The 18,478-nt window shown below is 51.3% G+C and carries 15 protein-coding genes; 3 read left to right on the forward strand and 12 right to left on the reverse strand.

Annotated features, from left to right (window positions below):
* Positions 1 to 16: 16 nt before the first annotated feature.
* Both ABV298_RS20345 and ABV298_RS20350 read left to right on the forward strand, forming a co-directional pair.
* Positions 17 to 820, forward strand: a complete 804-nt coding sequence (locus ABV298_RS20345; RefSeq protein ID WP_353718003.1) for a GH25 family lysozyme — start codon at positions 17 to 19, stop codon at positions 818 to 820.
* Between the two features lie 186 nt (positions 821 to 1,006).
* Positions 1,007 to 1,354 (forward strand): hypothetical protein, encoded by a 348-nt coding sequence (locus ABV298_RS20350; RefSeq protein ID WP_353718004.1) that lies wholly within the window; start codon positions 1,007 to 1,009, stop codon positions 1,352 to 1,354.
* A gap of 79 nt (positions 1,355 to 1,433) precedes the next feature.
* Here ABV298_RS20350 and ABV298_RS20355 read toward each other — a convergent pair whose 3' ends face one another.
* The 10 genes from ABV298_RS20355 to ABV298_RS20400 all read right to left on the reverse strand — a co-directional run bounded on the left by ABV298_RS20355 (position 1,434) and on the right by ABV298_RS20400 (position 14,744).
* Complete coding sequence (locus ABV298_RS20355) at positions 1,434 to 2,492, reverse strand: agmatine deiminase family protein (protein ID WP_353718005.1); 1,059 nt, start codon at positions 2,490 to 2,492, stop codon at positions 1,434 to 1,436.
* A gap of 155 nt (positions 2,493 to 2,647) precedes the next feature.
* Entirely contained in the window at positions 2,648 to 3,235 is a 588-nt protein-coding gene (locus ABV298_RS20360; protein ID WP_353718006.1) for a hypothetical protein, read from the reverse strand.
* A gap of 11 nt (positions 3,236 to 3,246) precedes the next feature.
* Positions 3,247 to 4,347 carry a hypothetical protein gene (locus ABV298_RS20365; RefSeq protein ID WP_353718007.1) on the reverse strand — a complete coding sequence of 367 codons (1,101 nt, stop codon included), beginning with the start codon at positions 4,345 to 4,347 and terminating at the stop codon, positions 3,247 to 3,249.
* Between the two features lie 310 nt (positions 4,348 to 4,657).
* Positions 4,658 to 5,845, reverse strand: coding sequence for a histidinol-phosphate transaminase (locus tag ABV298_RS20370; protein ID WP_353718008.1), 1,188 nt, complete (start codon positions 5,843 to 5,845; stop codon positions 4,658 to 4,660).
* Between the two features lie 106 nt (positions 5,846 to 5,951).
* The gene (locus ABV298_RS20375; protein ID WP_353718009.1) at positions 5,952 to 6,428 is read right to left on the reverse strand and encodes a hypothetical protein; all 477 of its coding nucleotides are present in this window, start codon (positions 6,426 to 6,428) and stop codon (positions 5,952 to 5,954) included.
* 33 nt (positions 6,429 to 6,461) lie between these two features.
* On the reverse strand, positions 6,462 to 7,940 hold the full coding sequence (locus ABV298_RS20380; protein WP_353718010.1) for a SusD/RagB family nutrient-binding outer membrane lipoprotein: 1,479 nt from the start codon (positions 7,938 to 7,940) through the stop codon (positions 6,462 to 6,464).
* Positions 7,941 to 7,974: 34 nt separating this feature from the next.
* On the reverse strand, positions 7,975 to 11,130 hold the full coding sequence (locus ABV298_RS20385) for a SusC/RagA family TonB-linked outer membrane protein (RefSeq protein WP_353718011.1): 3,156 nt from the start codon (positions 11,128 to 11,130) through the stop codon (positions 7,975 to 7,977).
* A 777-nt stretch (positions 11,131 to 11,907) separates the two neighbouring features.
* Entirely contained in the window at positions 11,908 to 12,807 is a 900-nt protein-coding gene (locus tag ABV298_RS20390; protein WP_353718012.1) for a carbon-nitrogen hydrolase, read from the reverse strand.
* A 49-nt stretch (positions 12,808 to 12,856) separates the two neighbouring features.
* Positions 12,857 to 13,837 carry a glycosyltransferase family 9 protein gene (locus ABV298_RS20395; RefSeq protein WP_353718013.1) on the reverse strand — a complete coding sequence of 327 codons (981 nt, stop codon included), beginning with the start codon at positions 13,835 to 13,837 and terminating at the stop codon, positions 12,857 to 12,859.
* A complete protein-coding gene (locus tag ABV298_RS20400; RefSeq protein ID WP_353718014.1) occupies positions 13,830 to 14,744 on the reverse strand; it encodes a lysophospholipid acyltransferase family protein in 915 nt (304 codons plus the stop codon). Before ABV298_RS20400 ends, ABV298_RS20395 begins: the two co-directional genes overlap by 8 nt.
* Positions 14,745 to 14,952: 208 nt before the next feature.
* Between ABV298_RS20400 and ABV298_RS20405 the strand changes: the two genes are divergently transcribed.
* Positions 14,953 to 15,294 (forward strand): hypothetical protein, encoded by a 342-nt coding sequence (locus ABV298_RS20405; RefSeq protein ID WP_353718015.1) that lies wholly within the window; start codon positions 14,953 to 14,955, stop codon positions 15,292 to 15,294.
* Between the two features lie 23 nt (positions 15,295 to 15,317).
* On the opposite strand, the gene cobA is transcribed toward ABV298_RS20405, so the two are convergent.
* A complete protein-coding gene (gene cobA / locus ABV298_RS20410; RefSeq protein WP_353718016.1) occupies positions 15,318 to 16,091 on the reverse strand; it encodes a uroporphyrinogen-III C-methyltransferase in 774 nt (257 codons plus the stop codon).
* Between the two features lie 108 nt (positions 16,092 to 16,199).
* Entirely contained in the window at positions 16,200 to 18,428 is a 2,229-nt protein-coding gene (locus ABV298_RS20415; RefSeq protein WP_353718017.1) for a nitrite reductase, read from the reverse strand.
* Positions 18,429 to 18,478: the final 50 nt, after the last annotated feature.

The following is an 18,478-nucleotide window of genomic DNA, read 5'->3' on the forward strand; positions in this document are numbered from 1 at the left end:
CTTAATTTTGCGGCGTATGGCAAAAAAGAAAACCCGCTCGTCAGGAAGTAAAGTGAAGTATCTGAAACCGCTCCCTGCGAAGGGCTGGGCCATTATCGCGGCCATCGTAGCGGTGGTCGGCGGATTGATCTGGTGGAGTGACAAAACCGATGAGAACCAGTGGGAGTTCATCAGCAAATTCGGGATTAAACTGCCGTTACGCTACGCCGTCCATGGGATCGATGTTTCGCACCATAATGCGAGAATCAATTGGGACAAACTCAAAAAGGCCCGCTCAGGCAATGTCGGTATCGATTTTGTGTACATCAAAGCGACCGAGGGCGCTACGCATCTCGACAGACAGTTCAAGCGAAACTGGGCGGAAGCGAAAAGGGTAGGGATGAAACGAGGGGCCTATCACTTTTATAATCCGCGCGTAATGTCCGATCGCCAGGCAGATAATTTTATCGGTCAGGTAAGAATGGAGCCCGGCGACCTGCCGCCGGTGCTGGACCTTGAAGTAAATGGCGGCAAGCCCGACGACATCATTATCAAGGGTGTCCGGAACTGGCTTACCCTTATCGAGGCGCATTACGGTGTAAAGCCCATTATTTACGTCAACGAGCATTATTACAAAAAATACATCGCCGGTAACTTCGACGAATATCCCCTCTGGCTCGCGGGTTACTCGCGCACGCACCTGAACGACCTCGCATCCGACGCGCACGTGCTGTTCTGGCAGCACAGCGAAAAAGGCTGGGTGGACGGCATCCGCGGTTTTGTGGATTACAATGTATACCTGCATGAACGCACGGATTGGGAAAATTTGGCGGATCGCTAATGATTTAATCGTTACCCTCGTCCCGACTGTAGGTTAGGGACGAAAAAAGGCTTCAATTTTGACAAGCGATAATATAAGCTATATTTTCACACCTATAAATGTAAATCGGCTATGAAGAGAATTTCTGTATTGCTAATGCTTCTTACCGCGATGAGTTGCAGTAAGACCGAACCGGTACCTGAGGACATGACCCGATTCCTTGTCGGAACTTACCGCCTGCAGTACGTTACGAACTTAGGCGATGAAAGAAAATATGAATGGGTCGTAGAGAAAGAGTCGGGGAATACCGTTAAAGTGCGTATGACTCGCATTGACACGCCGTGGCGCCAGGGAACCGTGTTGATTTCGCAGGATTCTGTGTCAGATGTCAAAATAGTCAGTACGCATTTGCTGAAATTCTCATTGCAAAAGGATAAAAGTTACCCGGTGGATGTGGAAGGCACGCTCTATCAGGGCAAGCTTTTCGTAACCAGCGATTTTTACAAAATTGACACTGGCTTCGCGAGTGATGCGATTCCATTTATCAAGCAATGACGAGGGACGGGATGTGCAATCCAGTCCGGAGTTTTAAATATGCCGGAAAGTAATTTAGACTACTTTCCGGCATTATATATCAAACCAGCGGTTCCTGCTGGCTCAGGCAATGGAAGCTACCTTGCCCCCAAATGATTTCCGTAGCTAAAAGCGGAATGATTTTCTTCCCGTTAAATGCTTTTTCCAGAATATCGATCGCAATCTGGTCGTGCGGATTGTTGAATACCGGCACAATCACACCTGCATTGCAGATCAAAAAGTTGGCATAGGAGCCCGGTGTACGGAAATCGTCGATAATGACCGCTTTCGGCATCGGAAGCTCGATGATATTTGGCTGTTTTCCGTTTAGCAGGCGCATTTCTTTCAGCATTTCCAGGTTGGTGTTCAAAACCGCGAAATTCTCGTCGGAGCGATCAGTTTCTACGCACGCTACGATCGTATCTTCGTTTACAAAACGCGTGGTATCGTCAATATGGCCGTCGGTGTCGTCGCCGACAATGCCGTCTTCGACCCACAAAACCTGCTCGATGCCGTAGTAATCACATAATATTTGCTCGATTTGCCCCTGTTTCAAATGCGGGTTGCGGTTTGGGTTCAGCAGGCACGATTTGCTGGTAAGGAGGCTGCCGGCGCCATTAAATTCCACCGAGCCGCCTTCCATAATGATCCCCGGGTTAACGACCGGGAGATTCAGATATTCCGCGACGGCACGCGGAGTGCGGTTGTCGTCGTCGTAAGGCGGATATTTGCCGCCCCAGGCGTTATGGCCCCAGTCGACGATCATTTTTTCGCCGGTTTCGGGGTTGACCACAAATGAAGGGCCGTGGTCGCGGCACCAGGCGTCGTTGGTAGGTTTTACAATAAATTCGATTTTAGCGAGATCGACGCCCGTTTTCACAAGTTCGCCGGTGATGAATTGCTTCAACGGCTCGTCGTGAGCGATAATGCCCACATTTTCGCCCTGACTGATCGCTTTGATAAACGCCAGGTATTGCGGCCGCATTTTAGCGAGCCTGTCGCCTTGCCACGAGGCGTCGTTATGCGGGAAAGTGAGCCAGGTAGCACGGTGCGGGGCCCATTCGGCGGGGAAAGTGAAACCCAGTTCGCGGGGTGTCGATGAAGCAATATTCGCTGTCACTGTATATTCAATGTATTTGTTCTGCTTTAAATAAAGTGCAAAGGTCGTAAAACCTTTTGAAGCAGGCCAGCAGCGGACGAAGTTTACGCATTGGAATACAAAAAAATAAAGCCCCGCGAACAGGGCTTTACCGGAATGGTGAGCAAATAATGAAATCAGTTGTTGGCAACCATCACGTTGTCGATCAGGTAGGTGCCGTCTACCGTTTCCAGGTTGTAGGCCTTACTGACCCGTCTGGCATTCGCCTGCACCGCGCCGACTTTCCAGGACGATACAAGCCCGGTCGAAGGCTCGTAATGATAAAGAATGTCGTTTTTCGCGAGCTTCTTCATGCGTTTTCTGCCGTGGTTGGTCTGCACTTTATGGTGCGGAGTAGCTTCGAGCATCAATGCAGGCACGATGGGCGAACCGGAAGGAGCATTTTCCTCCACCGGCCGCAAATACACCGCCGTTAATGGCGAGGTCGGCTGATTGAATACGTCGATCTGCTTCACCTGTGTGACCGTCGTTTTACCGTCTTTGCACGTCTTCACATGCTCGCCCACACGGACTTCCGCGATGGATTTGACGCTGCCGTCCGCCATGGTTACCGGTGCGCTGGCCGGGAAATACTTGCACCGTTTCGGGTTTTTTGCCATCCGGATCGTCGCCTGCGCCTGGATGCTGCTGACGGCCGTAATTTCGGTTTGGGCAAATACTGTGAGTGACAGGAGTGAAAAAATGCTGGTGGTCAGGACCTTCATGGAACGTTAGGTTATGACGATGCCTTCGACATTTTTACAAATACCTTGCTGAGCACGTTGGGTACCGCGCCGAGGCAGATCAGGATCAGGCCGGCAGTAATGAGCGTGGAGGTATGTGCAAAGAATGAACCGGAAGACAAAATGGCCAAAATTAATATCGTTGAGAATGGTAAAGAGAATGCAAGTAACAACACGGCAAGTTCCAGATCAAATGTTCTTTTTTCCTTAGCCATGCCTTTTGCGTCCTCCCGCAGGTTGAATGCGGAAATATGGGCGAGCGGCCAGAAGCTGGCGGCGCTCAACGGGATCACGATCGATAGCAATACCATATTCTGGTCGGTGATGTTCAGGACGTAAATCATTCCGGCGCTGATGAGCATCGTAATGCCCGCCCGGAAGAACAGTATACTTGCAACGATACGCTTCTTACCCTCTTTTAGTTGCACGGCCAGGCCGATAAAAAGCAACACGAGCGGCGTCATCATCGCGCTGGTTTTGTCAAAAATATCCACTACCAATGGCGGCAGCGAATTGTAATTGATGCCGAGGCTCAAAAGGATGATCGCAATCAGAATAAGCAGGTTAATAGGTTCCTGGAACATACTGGCGAAGAGGCTTTTCAACTTTCCACCCATCTTCATCTCCTTGTCGTCGCTGTTTTTAAGGAACATATTCATCGCCAGAATGTACAGCGAAATGAGTACGAAAAACTTGTTGCCGACATCCGCCAATGCGGCGATCGCAAGGCTTTTTTCTCCCAAAAACTCGGCAATGAATGGAAAACAGGACAGGCCCGGCGCCAGGGAAGGAATGAGCATCATCAGCGTGCGGCCGGTGGGGCTATTCTTTTCGATACCGAACAATGCGAATGCGAGCGGTGCGGAAAAGAACATCAGAAAGTTGAAAATCAGCGTAACGAGCGGGATTACGAACATCGACGAGTCGATGTCGATCTTCATCAATGAGATAAATATCGTCGAGGGCAACGCCACCGAGAGGATGATCTCCTTGATGCCGTTGGTTTGGTCCTTATTCTTGAATTTGCCTTTGAGTAACAGCCCCAAAGCAATTAATAATAACAGCGTAATGGTTTTTTGTAATGCGTCACTCATGGTCAGGAATATTTAGGTAATGGGAGTGTACCGAAGATTAAAGAGGGTATTGCGTTCGTGACGGTGCTGTAACGAGGTAGTAGTCAAGTAACGGGAGTGAAAATCTGTAACTTCTTGGTCAGGTGTTGTCAGGTGGTGTTCATTTTTAGTCAGGTGTTGTCATTTTTAGTCATGCGCTGTCATTTGTGGTCAAGTGTTGGTCGGAATGGTCATTAAAGGCTGTTTTCCTCTCAATAATGACCATTCTTGACCATTCCTGACTACAAATGACTAGGCCTGACACATATTTGACCGTAACAATTACGCCCCGTCAGCTCAGCGCCCCCAAAGCCCCCACAAACGCCTTCATCTCGTCCATCGTACCGATGCTGACGCGGCACCAGGGTTTGTTCTGGACGTCGAACGAGCGGACGGCGATGCCTTTGGCGGTCATTTTGCTGAGGAGCTCCTTGCCCGGAATACTGATCGGGAAGAGGACGAAGTTGGTGTATGACGGGATGTATTTGTAACCCATCTTGTCGAGGTTTTCGTAAAGGTATGTCTTGGCCTCGTGGTTCAGCTTGCGAGTATTGCCCTGGAAGTCCTTATCGTCCAAGCTGGCGGATGCGGCGAAAATAGAGGTGTAGGAAATACCCATTCCACCGCGGGTGATTTTGTTAATGCCTTCCAGGAACTCAGGCTGCGCGGCAATATATCCTACGCGGATCCCGGCCATACCCATGATTTTCGAGAATGTGCGGGCAATGATCACGTTCTTCTTTTGTCCGAGCAGCGAAACCATGCTTTGCGTATCGGCGCCAACAGCAAGCTCAATGTAAGCTTCGTCCACGAATACCGGTACTTTTTCGGATACGCGCGAGCAGAAGTCGAGCAGGTCCTGGCCTTTGGTAATGGCGCCGGTCGGGTTGTTGGGGTTACAAACATAAACGAGCTTCGTATCCTTATCGATCGCCGCTTCCATCGCTTTCAGGTCGTGCGACCAGTCCGCAGTGCAGGGAACGGCCTTCCATGTAGCGCCAACCGATTTCGCGACGCTTACGAGCGACATGTAGCAAGGATCGGCCGAAACGATATTGCCGCCTTTCATGAAAGTTACCAATGCCACTTTTTCGAGCAGGTCGGAAGAGCCGGGGCCCATCATGATGTGGTCGGCCGGAACGCCTTCTTTTTTGGCGATTTTATCGATCAGGTCATACATTTCTTTCCATGCATAACGGTTGCCGTTTTTAACGGATTCGGCTACCGCTTTCTGTGCCGACATGGGCGGGCCATAAGGATTTTCGTTCGCACTTAACTTGGCAATGATCTTGGGCGCTTTGAAATCAGCCGGCAGGAAATGCTCCCTCACCATTGGGCTGCGGTAAATGCGGTTCTCGGGGTCCAGGGATAATGGGGTATTCTCGAATGCGCCGGCAGTAAGGTGTGGTGCCACGGCGATGCCGCCCAATGCCATTAATCCGGATTTTAACAGGTTACGACGGTCGATTTTTTGGTTCATTGTTCAATTGTTTAAGTACGTGACGATCATATGTAAGGAGTAAAAATCTTCTTTCAAGTTACAAAGAAACGGGCCAATAGAGAAGCATATGTTCTTTGTATTTCAATTAGTTAGCTTGTACCTGCGAGAATCGCGTAAATGCGATTCCCTTGTAGCTTCCCGACCAGGATATTTTGGTGATACTGCCCGCTTTCGGTGCCGTAATACCCAGGTCGGCCCAGGTTTTTTCCAGTTTTACCAAACCCTGCGCATCGGAAGTAACCTCGCCAAGCACGGCGCCCGTGCGGAGGGTGATTTTAATGCTGAGGTTCGGTACCGGAATCGAGTCGATGCCTTTGGTATGGTCGAGAATGTTGGTTTTGTCGAGTTCCAGCAGTCGGGCTGAGAGCGTCAGCTTTTCGGCGTTGGCCGAGTAGGTTACGGTCGGTTCGCTGGCGATAGGCGCTCCAAAGGGCGCACCGACGATGTCCACCAATACCGGGGCCACGTCGCGGTCGAGGAACGGATCTTCTTCTTTGCAGGACGCAAACCCGAGCGACAATGCGGCCAGCGCGGAAAGGAAAAGCGATTTGATATTTTTCATATTCATCGAAGTCTTGAAATTGGAAATAAACCGTTACTTCTCGGCCCACCACAGTTTGGTCTTCATATCGTCGGCGCCGCCGTTGAATTTGACACCATCCGCTACGGATGTCGCATTCAGCGAATATTCGGATGCCGGGTAATTGAAGCGGGTAGGCAGAATGCCGCCGTTGTTCAGCACCGCGCGGGGATCGGGGGCAGGGAAAACCGGGAAGCCCGTTCTGCGCCATTCGATCCACGCTTCCACGCCTTGCCCGAAGAGCGAGATCCATTTCTGTTCGAGCACTTTTTCCTTGCTGACCGGCCCTGCCTTGGTCAGGTAGCCGGCAGGCGGGGTGAGGCCGTATTGTGCGAAGGAAGCAGTGATACCCGTTTCGAAATACTTTTTGGCGTCGCCCGTAATGTCGCCGTCCAGGGCCGCTTCGGCTAGAATGAAGTTCAGGTCCGCATAAGTCATGATCACCTCCGGCGCCGCAGCATCGGTGAATGCCTTCCCTATGGTGGAGCTGGTAGCGAGGTAGCCGGTGGCAATAGCATCGGGCAGGCCGTTGGCGTGGCCCTGGTACAGCCCGTCTTTATTAGGATTGGCATACACGGTAATGCGGGTATCGCCCAATGCGTTCATCTTGTCGGCCAGTGTTTTGCTGATGTTCCAGTCGGTCCGCCCGCCCTGGATCAGGATCTGGTTCCATTCATTGTTGCTGGGGAGTACCGCGGTGCATTTCAGTGAAGCATTATCGGCATTGCTGGTGAAAATCGGGAACTTGGCCGCATCGCCGAGGATTTCGGCAAAAATGGCTTTCGACTCGGCGGGCTTTTTGGCGGCCTGACGGTTAGCGAGGCGCAGGCGGAGCGAGTTCGCGAATTTTTTCCACTTTAAAATATCCCCTTCATACAAAATATCGCCTGCGATGGCCGGCCCACCGACAGTCAGTTTTTCGTTGGCCGTTTTCAGGTCGTTGAGCAAACCTGCATAGATGGTTTCCATCGAATCGTATTTCGGCGTGTAAACCGGATCGCTGGCCGTGCCTTTAATGGCATCGGTGTAGGGAATGGAGCCATACATGTCGGTAAGCAGGGAGAATACCCAGGTGCGCATAACGAGCGCAACCCCTTCATAATTAGCGTTAGGTGAAGCGGACTGGGCGTTAGTCAGGTTGATAATGCGCTGAAAATTCAATAGGCCATCGTTGAAAAAACCCTTCCAGTTATTGGCCAGCAATGCGGGTGAAACGGTGTAATCGTCGCCCTCGTTGCTGTAAATGTTGCGGGTCAGATGCTGTACGTACAATTCGGCGGCGTCGATATTGATGCGCTCGAAGCGGTCGCGGTGGCCCCAGTAGCGGTCTACGGATGTTTCGATGCCGGTAGGGAGCAAGTATTGCGGGCCGATGGACGTGGGACTGTTCGGGCTCACGTTCATGCTGTCGAAATCCTTGGTACAGCTGGTGATGCTCAATGCGCCTGCAAGGGCAGTCATCCAGATGTTTTTATGGGTCAAAATGCTTTTCATTTCGTAATGCTTTTAGGTCTTCAAATAATTTGGATCAGAACGACAGCGACAGATTTGCACCGATGCTGCGCGAACTCGGCAGTTCGCCGTACCCGAACCCTTGCTGGTTACCACCCTTCGCGTCGATCTCCGGATCGATATGCGGGGTATTTTTGAAGATCATCCAAACGTTCCGTCCCACGAGCGAGATCTTGGCCGACTGGATTTTTACCTTTTTCAAAAGCGACGGACTGAAAGCGTAGCCGAGCGACACTTCCCGCAGTTTCACATAGCTTGCGTCGAAAATCGCCGACTCGTGGTAATTACGCGGGTTGGAATAGCCATAAAGCTGATTGGCAGTTACGATAATGTCGTTGGGAACATAGGATTTGGAACCATCGGCTGCCGTCACCTCACGTACGCCCTTGCCGATCACTCCTTCCTCCCGGCCAAGTGCCGTTTCGGCATACTGGCCCGTCCAGCGGGCGGTTCCCGTCCCTTCGTCGTAAATATCGCCACCCATGCGTACGTCCACCAACGCGCTCAGCGACCAGCCTTTGTAGTTCAGCGTGTTCAGCATACCGCCGATCCAGTCGGGCTGAATATTGCCCAGTTTTTGCCCGGCGACTGTCAGTGGCAGGCCGTTCGCGCCGTAAACGATCTGCCCGTTGTATTTCTGGAAGCCCACGCCGTAGAATGTACCATAAGGCTGGCCTACGCGTGCTTCCGATGACATGCCGCGCTGCGTTGCGAGCGTGTAGGTGGTGAGGCCTTCCGCCAGTTCGACCACCTTGTTGCGGTTGCGCGCCCAGTTCAATGATACGTCCCAGCTGAAACCGCCCGGCAGCTTCACGGGCGTTCCGCTGATGGAGATTTCCACGCCTTTGTTGGTTATTTTACCTGCATTCAGGATGCGGGTATTGTAGCCGCTCGCTTTGGAAATTTCCACGCCCAGGATCTGGTCTTTGGTGGTCTGGTTGTAATAGGTAACATCCAGACCGATCTTCCCTTTCAAAAAGCGCAAATCCGCACCCAATTCGAGGCCGGTGGTGATCTCCGGTTTCAGGCCGCTGTTCGCGATCTCGATGTTTTCGGAGAATTTGGGCACCGCGCCGTTCCACGAACCTTTGGCCAGATAGGTTTGTGCCAATTGGTAAGGTGTCGCGTCATTACCCACCTGGGCAAAGCTGGCGCGTACTTTGCCGAATGTGAACACATTGCTTTTTACATCGAACAATTCCGTTAACACCGCGCTCAGCGAAGCGGAAGGGTAGAAGTAAGAGCGCGCGTTGGCAGGCAATGTGCTCGACCAGTCGTTACGGGCTGTCAAATCGAGGAACAATGCATCCTTCCAGGAAAGGTTAGCCGTTCCGAACAAGCTCTGCGTTTCCGATTTGCGGATCTCCGATTCGATCGTATTCTGGCTTGGCACCGAGTTGCCGGCATTATACAAGCCGTCCACCACCATTTCGCCTACATAGAAATAGTTTCTTTTGTAATAATTCGTGCGTTTGATACCGCCTGCCTGCACATTCAACCCGAAATCCGCCGAGATATTCTTGTTGTAAGTCAACATGAAATCCGAGTTGGTTTCCTGACTGCGGAGTACTTCTTCCGAATAGCGGCCCGGTGTGCGCACGCCATTGCGGACGCGCAGGAAGTTCGACACGTTGATGCGCGTATCGGTCCAGTAATCGGTCCCCGTCCGGATCATCAGGCTTAGCGACGGCAATATCTTGTAATTCAATGCAATGTTGCCTAGCAGACGGTCCTTTTCGTTGCTCTGAGGAAGGCGTTTTTGCGAGAAATACGGGTTGGTAAAGAAGGTATGCTGCCAGTTTGGCGGTTCGGTGTCGTTGCCGCGCTGATTGTGCATGCCGATATAGCTCTCATAATCCCGCAGTTGCGCCCATGAAACGTGCCGGTGCGACCAGATGAATTCCTGTCCGCTACCATAGCTCTTGTTGTCGGAACCCGATTTGATATACTCGCCTGAAAGCGTAACGCTCAGGTTCTTCGTCAGGTTATAGCCCGAGTTGATGCGAAAGTTATTCCGGTGGAAATCATTGTAGTACATAATGCCCGTTTGGTCCACACGGCTCAGGCCAAGGCGGAAATAGCCTTTGTCGTTGCCGCCGTTGAGTGCGATGCTGTTCGTTATCGTGCGGCCGGTATTCCAGTACTCGTCCCAGTTGTCAGGCTGAGGAGTCAGTGGTGCAACATCGTCACCCGTCCACCACTGTCTCACCAGGCGCCCGTCCATCGGAGCTCCCCAGCTTTCATCGGTCCCTTCCGATCCCACGAGGGGGTATCTTGCGTCATAAACGGCGCGGTATTGCGCAATTTCCGCCGGATCGGTGATGTTGCCGCTCCATCCGTCGGTATACCAGGTACGGTAGCCATTGCCCCCGCCGTAAGTGTTCTGAAATTTCGGTTTGATCCACGGGCGCTCGAAAGTGATGTTGGAGTTGATATCCACACCGAGCCCTTTCGTGCCCTGGCCGTTTTTGGTGGTAATCAAAATAACGCCGTTGGCGGCACGCGAGCCATACAATGCGGCCGCGTTGGGGCCTTTGAGCACCGACATTTCCTTGATATTGTCGGGGTTGATCTCGGAAATACCGCCGCCCCAGGTCTTGTTCGTTGTCTGCTCCATAGGCACGCCGTCGATGACGATCAGCGGCTGGTTATTGCCCGAAACGGACGATGCGCCACGGATCTGGATCGTGGAGCCGCTGCCAGGGCCGCCGTTCGACTGCACCCGAACACCGGCAATTTTACCGGAAAGCGCATTCGCCACGTTCGTCGACCGTGACTCCGTGAGTGCGCTTCCTTTTACTTCCTGTACTGTATATCCCAACGCCTTTTTCTCACGCTCTATACCGAATGCGGTCACGACCACCTCGGCGAGCTGTCGCGTGTCGGCGTCCAGCTTGATGTCAAATTTGGTTTGGTTGCCGATCGGCATTTCTTTGATCAGAAAGCCCACATAAGAGATGACGAGTACGCCGTCACCGGGAACCGAAAAGCTGAAATTACCGTCAGCATCAGCATTTGTACCCACATTGGTGCCTTTATAAATGATTGACGCGCCTGCAAGTCCGAGACCATCTTCGGCCGCCGTCACCTTTCCGGTCAGCTGGCGCACTTGTGCGTAAGCGAGCGGGGAACACAGACAAGCCCATATAAATAAGAGTAGAACTTTACGCATGGGGAATCAGGGTTAAATTGTTAGGTGTTCGGTGGTAGTAGGAGGGGAAAAAAAGTTATGGCTGTGTGGCGTCCACACTTCCGTGCGCCGCACACACTTTCGCGTGGACAGAACAACACAGCCATAAGCTTGCAACACTGCTTTTCCGGAAAGCAATACCCTCTTTAATCGAGGACAAACAGGTCGAAACGTTTTGGCAGGCGATGAAAAAGCCCGGCGTCGACAAGCGGTGTTTGTCCACGGTATCAAGAAACCTGTATTAAAAAAATTATATCGTATCGGAGCGTAACTTACCCGGAGCCCGTGTTTCGGTTCATCCGGCTTTCAGCAAGTTCCTCTCAACACGGTCGGATATATTCATGTGCGGCCGGAATATATCCTCGGTTTAGAAGTTCTGTCATTCGTTTAATGACTTTTCAAATATACTGACAATGTCAAATAATGCAAGAGATTAAATTTAAAAAATGAAGTTTTTTGCAATAAAAATTGGTCATTTAAAATGAATACAGACTATTATTGTAAAATTTTGATAAATAGTTTTACTAAACTGATTTTCGTCGCTTTCTATTGGTTTTGTAGACTAATGCTTTGAATTTGTAGTCGTAATGGCTTAAAATATAGGTGTTTACCGAAATGCGGTTCTTGTAAAATTGGAACATGAGGTTTACCTGACTGATTTCAGCATATCCAAACATGCAAACGTGTGCAACAACAAAAAAAGAGCGCGCCGGTTGAAGGACGCTCTTTGGCTTATATTGAAATAGTTATATTTCGATGTCAGGGCTGGTCGATAAATCGCTTTAAAATAGGATGGTAGGAATCCACGCGACGGTCGCGCAGGAATGGCCAGGTGGTGCGATAAAAATCCAGCTTGTCGAGATCCAGTTCCTCCACGTGTGTTACTTCGCCTTCGTGCGGTGCGAGGTAGAGCAGCCTTCCTTGCGGGTTGGCGATGAACGAGCCGCCCCAGAACTGCTGATCGGCTTCGCGGCCTACGCGGTTTACGGCCACCACGTACACGCCATTCGCCACGGCATGGCCTCGCTGCACCGTTTGCCACGCGCCGTATTGCTCTTCATTGATAACGGGGTCCTTTTCGTTAACATCCCAGCCGATGGCGGTAGGATAGAAGAGGATTTCCGCGCCCATGAGGCTGGTAATGCGGGCGGCTTCGGGGTACCACTGGTCCCAGCAGATGAGCACGCCGATTTTGGCAAATTGGGTATTGAAAATCCGGTAGCCGTCGGTATCCTGCCCGGTTACGGGAGCGTCGCCTGGCGTAAAATAGAATTTTTCGTAGTAGCCCGGATCGTCGGGAATGTGCATTTTGCGGTATTTGCCCAGGTAGGCACCGTCGGCGTCGAGCACGGCGGTGGTGTTATGGTAAAGTCCATGCGCCCGTTTCTCGAACAGCGAGGCGATGATCACCACGCCCAATTCTTTCGCCAATGCACCCAGCGCCTCCGTCGACGGGCCGGGGATGGCTTCGGCCAGGGAAAAATTCGAGTGGTCTTCCACATCGCAGAAATAGAGCGATTTGAAGAGTTCTTGCAGACAGACGATATTCGCGCCTTTTTGCGCGGCTTCGCGGATTTTTTCGGTAGCCTTCTGAAAGTTAGCATCAACGTCCGAAGTGCAGCTCATTTGCACCAGACCAATGTTTACCTTTTTTGCCATTTTGGGTGTTTGTGTGGATGAACGGTTTGTCGGGAATGCAACACCAATTTTACCGCGGGAGTTCTGGGCGAGGGAAATCGAACGAAATATCGTTCATGCATTTGAAATGGCCTTTCGGACATTTGCTATAACCGATCTTGGAGCATGGCCGGCAACCGAGGCCTTTCACTTCGAGCTTTTCGAATGCGGTCCGGTAGGGGTACATGCCGAATTCAGGAATGGTATTGCCCCAGATCGAATATACTTTTTTCCGGAAGGCGGCCGCAACGTGCATTAAGCCGGTGTCGTGCGAGAAAACGATCAATGCCTTTTGAATTAATGAAGCCGATTGGTTGAAATTGTATTTACCGCAAGCATTGAAAATTTGTCGATCCCCTAATGCATTGCGGATGGCTTCGCCCGCTTCGAAATCTTCCGGTCCGCCCAGCAAAATCACCGGATGATTAATCTTCCGGCATAGTTCGATCATCCTTGGTACCGGCATTTTTTTAGTGAAATGCTGCCCGCCGATCGCGTAGGCGACGTAGCTATTCCGGTGCGTTTCGGGAAGCCATTCCCGTTCGATCTGATCTTTATAAGGAATAAAATAGTCGAGCCCCTCGCCGTCGTTCCGGATGTTGAATGCTTTAAGGGTATCCAGGCAGCGGTCTACAATGTGCACATTCGGCAGGTAATCGACTTTAAACCGGGTCATCAGCCACTTTTGTACATTCAGCTTCTCGAAACTGAATGCGGGCACTCCAAGCGCCCATTTAATGCGGAGGGTGCGGATATTGCGGTGCAGGTCGATGATGTAGTCGAACTTTTCCTTTTTGAGTTGCGACAAGATCTCATGGGTATTCTTGTCCAGCAGCCATATTTTATCGACGTAGGGATTGTCACGTAGCAGGAAATCGAATTTGCTTTTGGTAAAATAGTGGATTTCGGCCTCCGGCATCTGCTTTTTCAGACAGCGCACCACGGGCGTCGTGAGCACGATGTCGCCGATGGAAGAAAAACGCAGGATGAGGAATTTGACCGGTTTATTCACTTGGAATCTCCTGTAATAATTGTAAAGGGTTCAAATGCGCCGGGCGCGGGTGCTTCCATCGCTTGTGCGTCCAGAGCCAGTTGTCGGGCTGGCGACGGATATCTTCTTCCAAAAAGCCGATCTGGCGTTGTAAAATGCTGTTGGTAGGCTCCTGTTTCGGTGTTTCGGTGATCAGTTTGAAGTAAGCCTTGTAAAACCCCCGGCGCAACTCGTTTTTGAGAATGCCCATATAAAGCACAGGTGCGTTCAGTCGGCGCGCGATAAGTTCGACCCCGCGGTACACGCCGGTGTCCTGGTTGAGGAATTTCGTCCAGAATGCTTTTTCGGGCACAGCCGACTGGTCGTTGATCAACACAAATAAAAACGGCCTGTCGCGCGGCTCGAATGCTTTCGAAATGGCTTCTTTCATTGTCACCATCTCGGTGCCGAAACGCGTGCGTACATTTTTGAACCAGTCTTCGAAAATATCGTTTTGCAGCTCATGGTACACGACTACGATCTGATGGGGTAATTTGGCGGAAGCGAACAGGTTGAGCATTTCCCAGTTCCCCAAATGCCCGGCTACTACCACCGCATTCTGCCTCTTTTCGAAATAATGCATCAGGATGGGCGTTTCCAGGTCGAACCGCTGCAACAGATCGTCGCGCTGAATGGCTTTCAGTTTGATCGTTTCAAAAATAATATCGGTGAAATTGCGGTAAAATCTGGCGGCGATTTCATGGACCCGGGCTTCGTCGAATTCCGGAAAACTGTTGCGGAGATTATCCAGCACTACCTTTTTGCGGTACTGGCCAATGTCGAAAATCAGAAAGCGTACCAGGTCAGAAAGCTTGTAGAGAGTTCCCCACGACAGCCTTGAAACCGCATCGAGCAGGATCAAAAACAAACGGGTGAAGAACGCTTTCATGTAAGGAACATCTTGTACTAAAACGGTAATTAAGCTGCAAAGTTAACACTTTGATTGCATTTTACCTGACAGAATCGGGCAAGCGGCGATTGCCGGGTGCTTAGACGCATTGTAAATTAGATTGTTGCAGAGAAACAAGTATTCCCGGAATCTAGGATCAGACTTTCGTTTTGCTTATATTCACTGGTTCAAACCGTGGAAATAAGCTATGCTGGAAGGGTTATTTGACATTAAGAATGATCGCAGACTAAGCGTTTATCTGTATCGCGCAGGTTTTGGGATGTGGTTAATGTACCTTGTGCTGGGTGCGCCCGCGCTGCATATGTACAAGCACTACCGCCAGGATTGTGGTGTTCTCTGTTTTGCACTGATGATCTTCGGTTTCAGCGCATCCATGGTGTACGATTATTTCCACCACCGCGACCAATATGAAGTGAAGAAGAAATGGCTGTTTATCAGCTATGTGATTCTGGCCGGACTGATTTATTTCCTGGAATTCAGAGGACACGAAAACAGCATTAACCTCGACTGGTTGCTAAGCTTGCTTTAATATACCGGTGCCGTACAGGCGTTTTAGTCGGCCAGCTTGTTTACCGACTGCGAATTTTGCATGATTTCCCGAATTTTCCCGTAAGAAAGGTCCGGTAATGCCGCCACTTTCCCGATCACGATGATCGCCGGCGAAGCCATTTCGCTGATTTGCGAGAGCGGAACGATATTGCTGATTTCTCCCGTAACGACCTTTTGATTTTCCAGTGTGCCGTTTTGGATGATGGAAATGGGTTCGTCGAATTTGCCCAGCTCCGAGTAAATGGCGACAATTTCCTGCAATTTGTGAAGGCCCATTAAAATCACGACCGTGGCCGTGGATTGCGCTGCCAGTCGTACATCTTTGGAAAGTTCATGCGCCCTGGTAGTACCGGTAATGACCCAGAAACTCTCGCTCACGCCGCGGGAAGTCAGGGGAATACCCGCTAATGCCGGTGCCGCGTAGCTGCTCGAAATGCCTGGGATCACTTCGGACTCTATGCCGTGTTCGGCCGCAAAGAGAATTTCTTCGTACCCGCGACCAAAAATGAACGAGTCGCCGCCTTTGAGCCGCACTACCTCGCCATACTGACGCGCTTTTTCGACGATCAGGTCATTGATTTCGCCCTGGCCGCAGCTGGTTTTGCCGAAGCGTTTGCCGACAAGGATTTTGACGCAATCCGCAGGGCAGTAATCCAATAAAGAAGGATGGGCGAGGGAATCATATAAGACAACCCGTGCTTTTTGCAGGGCCTTGATTCCTTTGAGGGTGATCAGGTCGGGGTCGCCCGGGCCTGCACCGATAAGTGTCAATTTCATGGTGAAGGGGACTTCGGCCGTCGGCTATCGGCGGTCGGCTTTTTTACCTTCTGATATTTTCAGACATTCAAAAAAGCCGATTGCCGAAAGCCGACGGCCGACAGCCATTTAACTATCTTTTCCGAAAGAAAGCTCCTGCAATGCGGGCTCTCCGGTTTCGAGCAATTGGGCCTCGCGGGTTTCGCGGACGAAATTCAGGAAACTTTCGGCGGTATTGATAAAATAGCGGGCAAATGCTTCGCTCGGTTCGAATTTGTTAATGCTGAATACCAGCGCTTTGAACGGCGTCTCGACTTGATTTTCGACTGCGAATTCCGCCGGGACGTCATATTTGAATTCCTGTCCGAAATGCGTGTCAAAGTCGTTGATAATGCCGTACTGTGTATTGGTCGTCACGTCTTTCGACATCAGCAATCCTTTCGCGCCCGTTACGAACACGTTGTACGCGTGATAAATCGCGTCAGCCCAAATTCCGCTGTCGAATGTTTCCTTAGCCAGGGCCAGTTTTTCCTGGCCTTCTATAATGGTCGTCGCAACCAGGTCGACCAGCACCGAAGCACATTCGCCGATCCCGATTTCCGTTTTGAACAATTCGTCATGATCCCAGTCGCGGTAGTCGTCGTCTTGCAGGGTGGTAAGGTCTGCGAGCGGTTTCAGCAGCTGGAAGAAGTAATTCTTCGTCTGGCGCAGGTAATACTGGTTGAAATACTCTCCTTCGAACGCATTGGTTTCGTAGTCGTTGAGCAGGAGGCGCAGCGCTTCCGGTCCGCGCTTGGTAGGGACCTTGATCACCTTGTCGCCGATCAAACCGATGCCGTCGCCGGAAAAACCACCACCGAGGAGCACCTGCAATGCGGGCAATACCAGCTTGCCGTTCTTGATCGAGCTGCCGTGGAAGCCGATGTTCGCAGCATTGTGCTGGCCGCAACCGTTCATACAGCCGCTGATCTTGATTTTAATATCCTGATTATAAATCATTTCCGGATATTCTTCACGCATAACATCTTCGAGCACGCGGGTGATACCGTAGCTGCTGGAAATCGCCAGGTTACAGGTGTCGGTTCCGGGGCAGGTTGTGATGTCCATGGTGCTGTCGAAGCCCGGCGCGGCCAATCCGAGTTTGGCGAGTTCGTGGTAGATCGCCACGAGGTCTTCACCCTTCACGAAACGCAGGATGTAACCCTGGTTAATGGTCACGCGGATGTCGTCCGCGGCGTATTTGCGCACCACGTCGGCGAGGCTGCGGGCGGTAGCGGAGTTCATATCCCCCAGCAATACGCGCAGCTGCACGGCATACCAGCCTTTTTGTTTTTGCTCAAATGTATTGGTACGCAGCCATTGGGTGAAAATACCGAGCTTGTCGGCGGGAATGCTTTCGGCTGCTATTTTCAGGATTTCAGCTTCCGATAATGACGGACGTGGCGCATGGTTGATCGCCTCGTATTCGTTGGTGCCGAACAGGTCTTCCGGAATCCGGAATATCTTATGCTTGACCGCCTTGCGTTCTTCCTCCACTTTCGCCATCATGCCTTCGAGGCCGAGGTCGTTGAGCAGGAACTTCATACGCGCCTTGTGCCGGCGTACGCGCTCGCCGTAGCGGTCGAACACGCGAAGCATAGCCTCGATGAATGGAATTACCTTTTCTTCTTCGAGGAACTCAAATGCGGTCTGTGCCGAGAACGGCTGGGCGCCAAGGCCACCGCCGATCAGCACTTTAAAACCGCGAACGGTTTCACCGGCTTCGTTCTGACCCATTTTCGCGATGAGCCCCACGTCGTGGATAAATGCCATCGCGCTGTCTTTTTCGGAAGAAGAAACCGCGATTTTGAATTTCCGGCCCATATCCTGGTTGATCGGGTTACGGAGGAAATAGGAGAAGATCGAATGGGTGATCGGCGTCACGTCGAACGGCTCATCCGGGTCGATACCCGCGATAGACGACGCCGTAACGTTACGGATGGTGTTACCGCAAGCTTCTTTGAGCGTAATACCCGCATCTTCCAGGTCGGCCCACAATTGCGGCGAATCCGAAAGCTTCACAAAGTGCAGCTGGATATCCTGGCGCGTCGTCGCGTGCAGGTTACCGGTTGCATATTTGTCGGAAGTATCTGCGATACGGACAAGCTGGTCGGCTGTAATGCGGCCGTAAGGCAATTTGATACGAATCATCTGCACGCCGGGCTGACGCTGACCATACACACCGCGTGTCAGACGGAATTTACGGAATGCCTCTTCCGGCGTTTCACCGGAGTTGAAAGCACCGATTTTTTGTTGCAGGTCAATGATATCGCGCTTCGCAACGGCGGATACTCTGTCAGAAATGATTAATTCGCTCATGATGATATTCTAATCGTCTATCGGGATAGTATATTTTTATTCAATAGTGC

Source organism: Dyadobacter sp. 676 (assembly GCF_040448675.1).
Lineage (GTDB): Bacteria > Bacteroidota > Bacteroidia > Cytophagales > Spirosomataceae > Dyadobacter.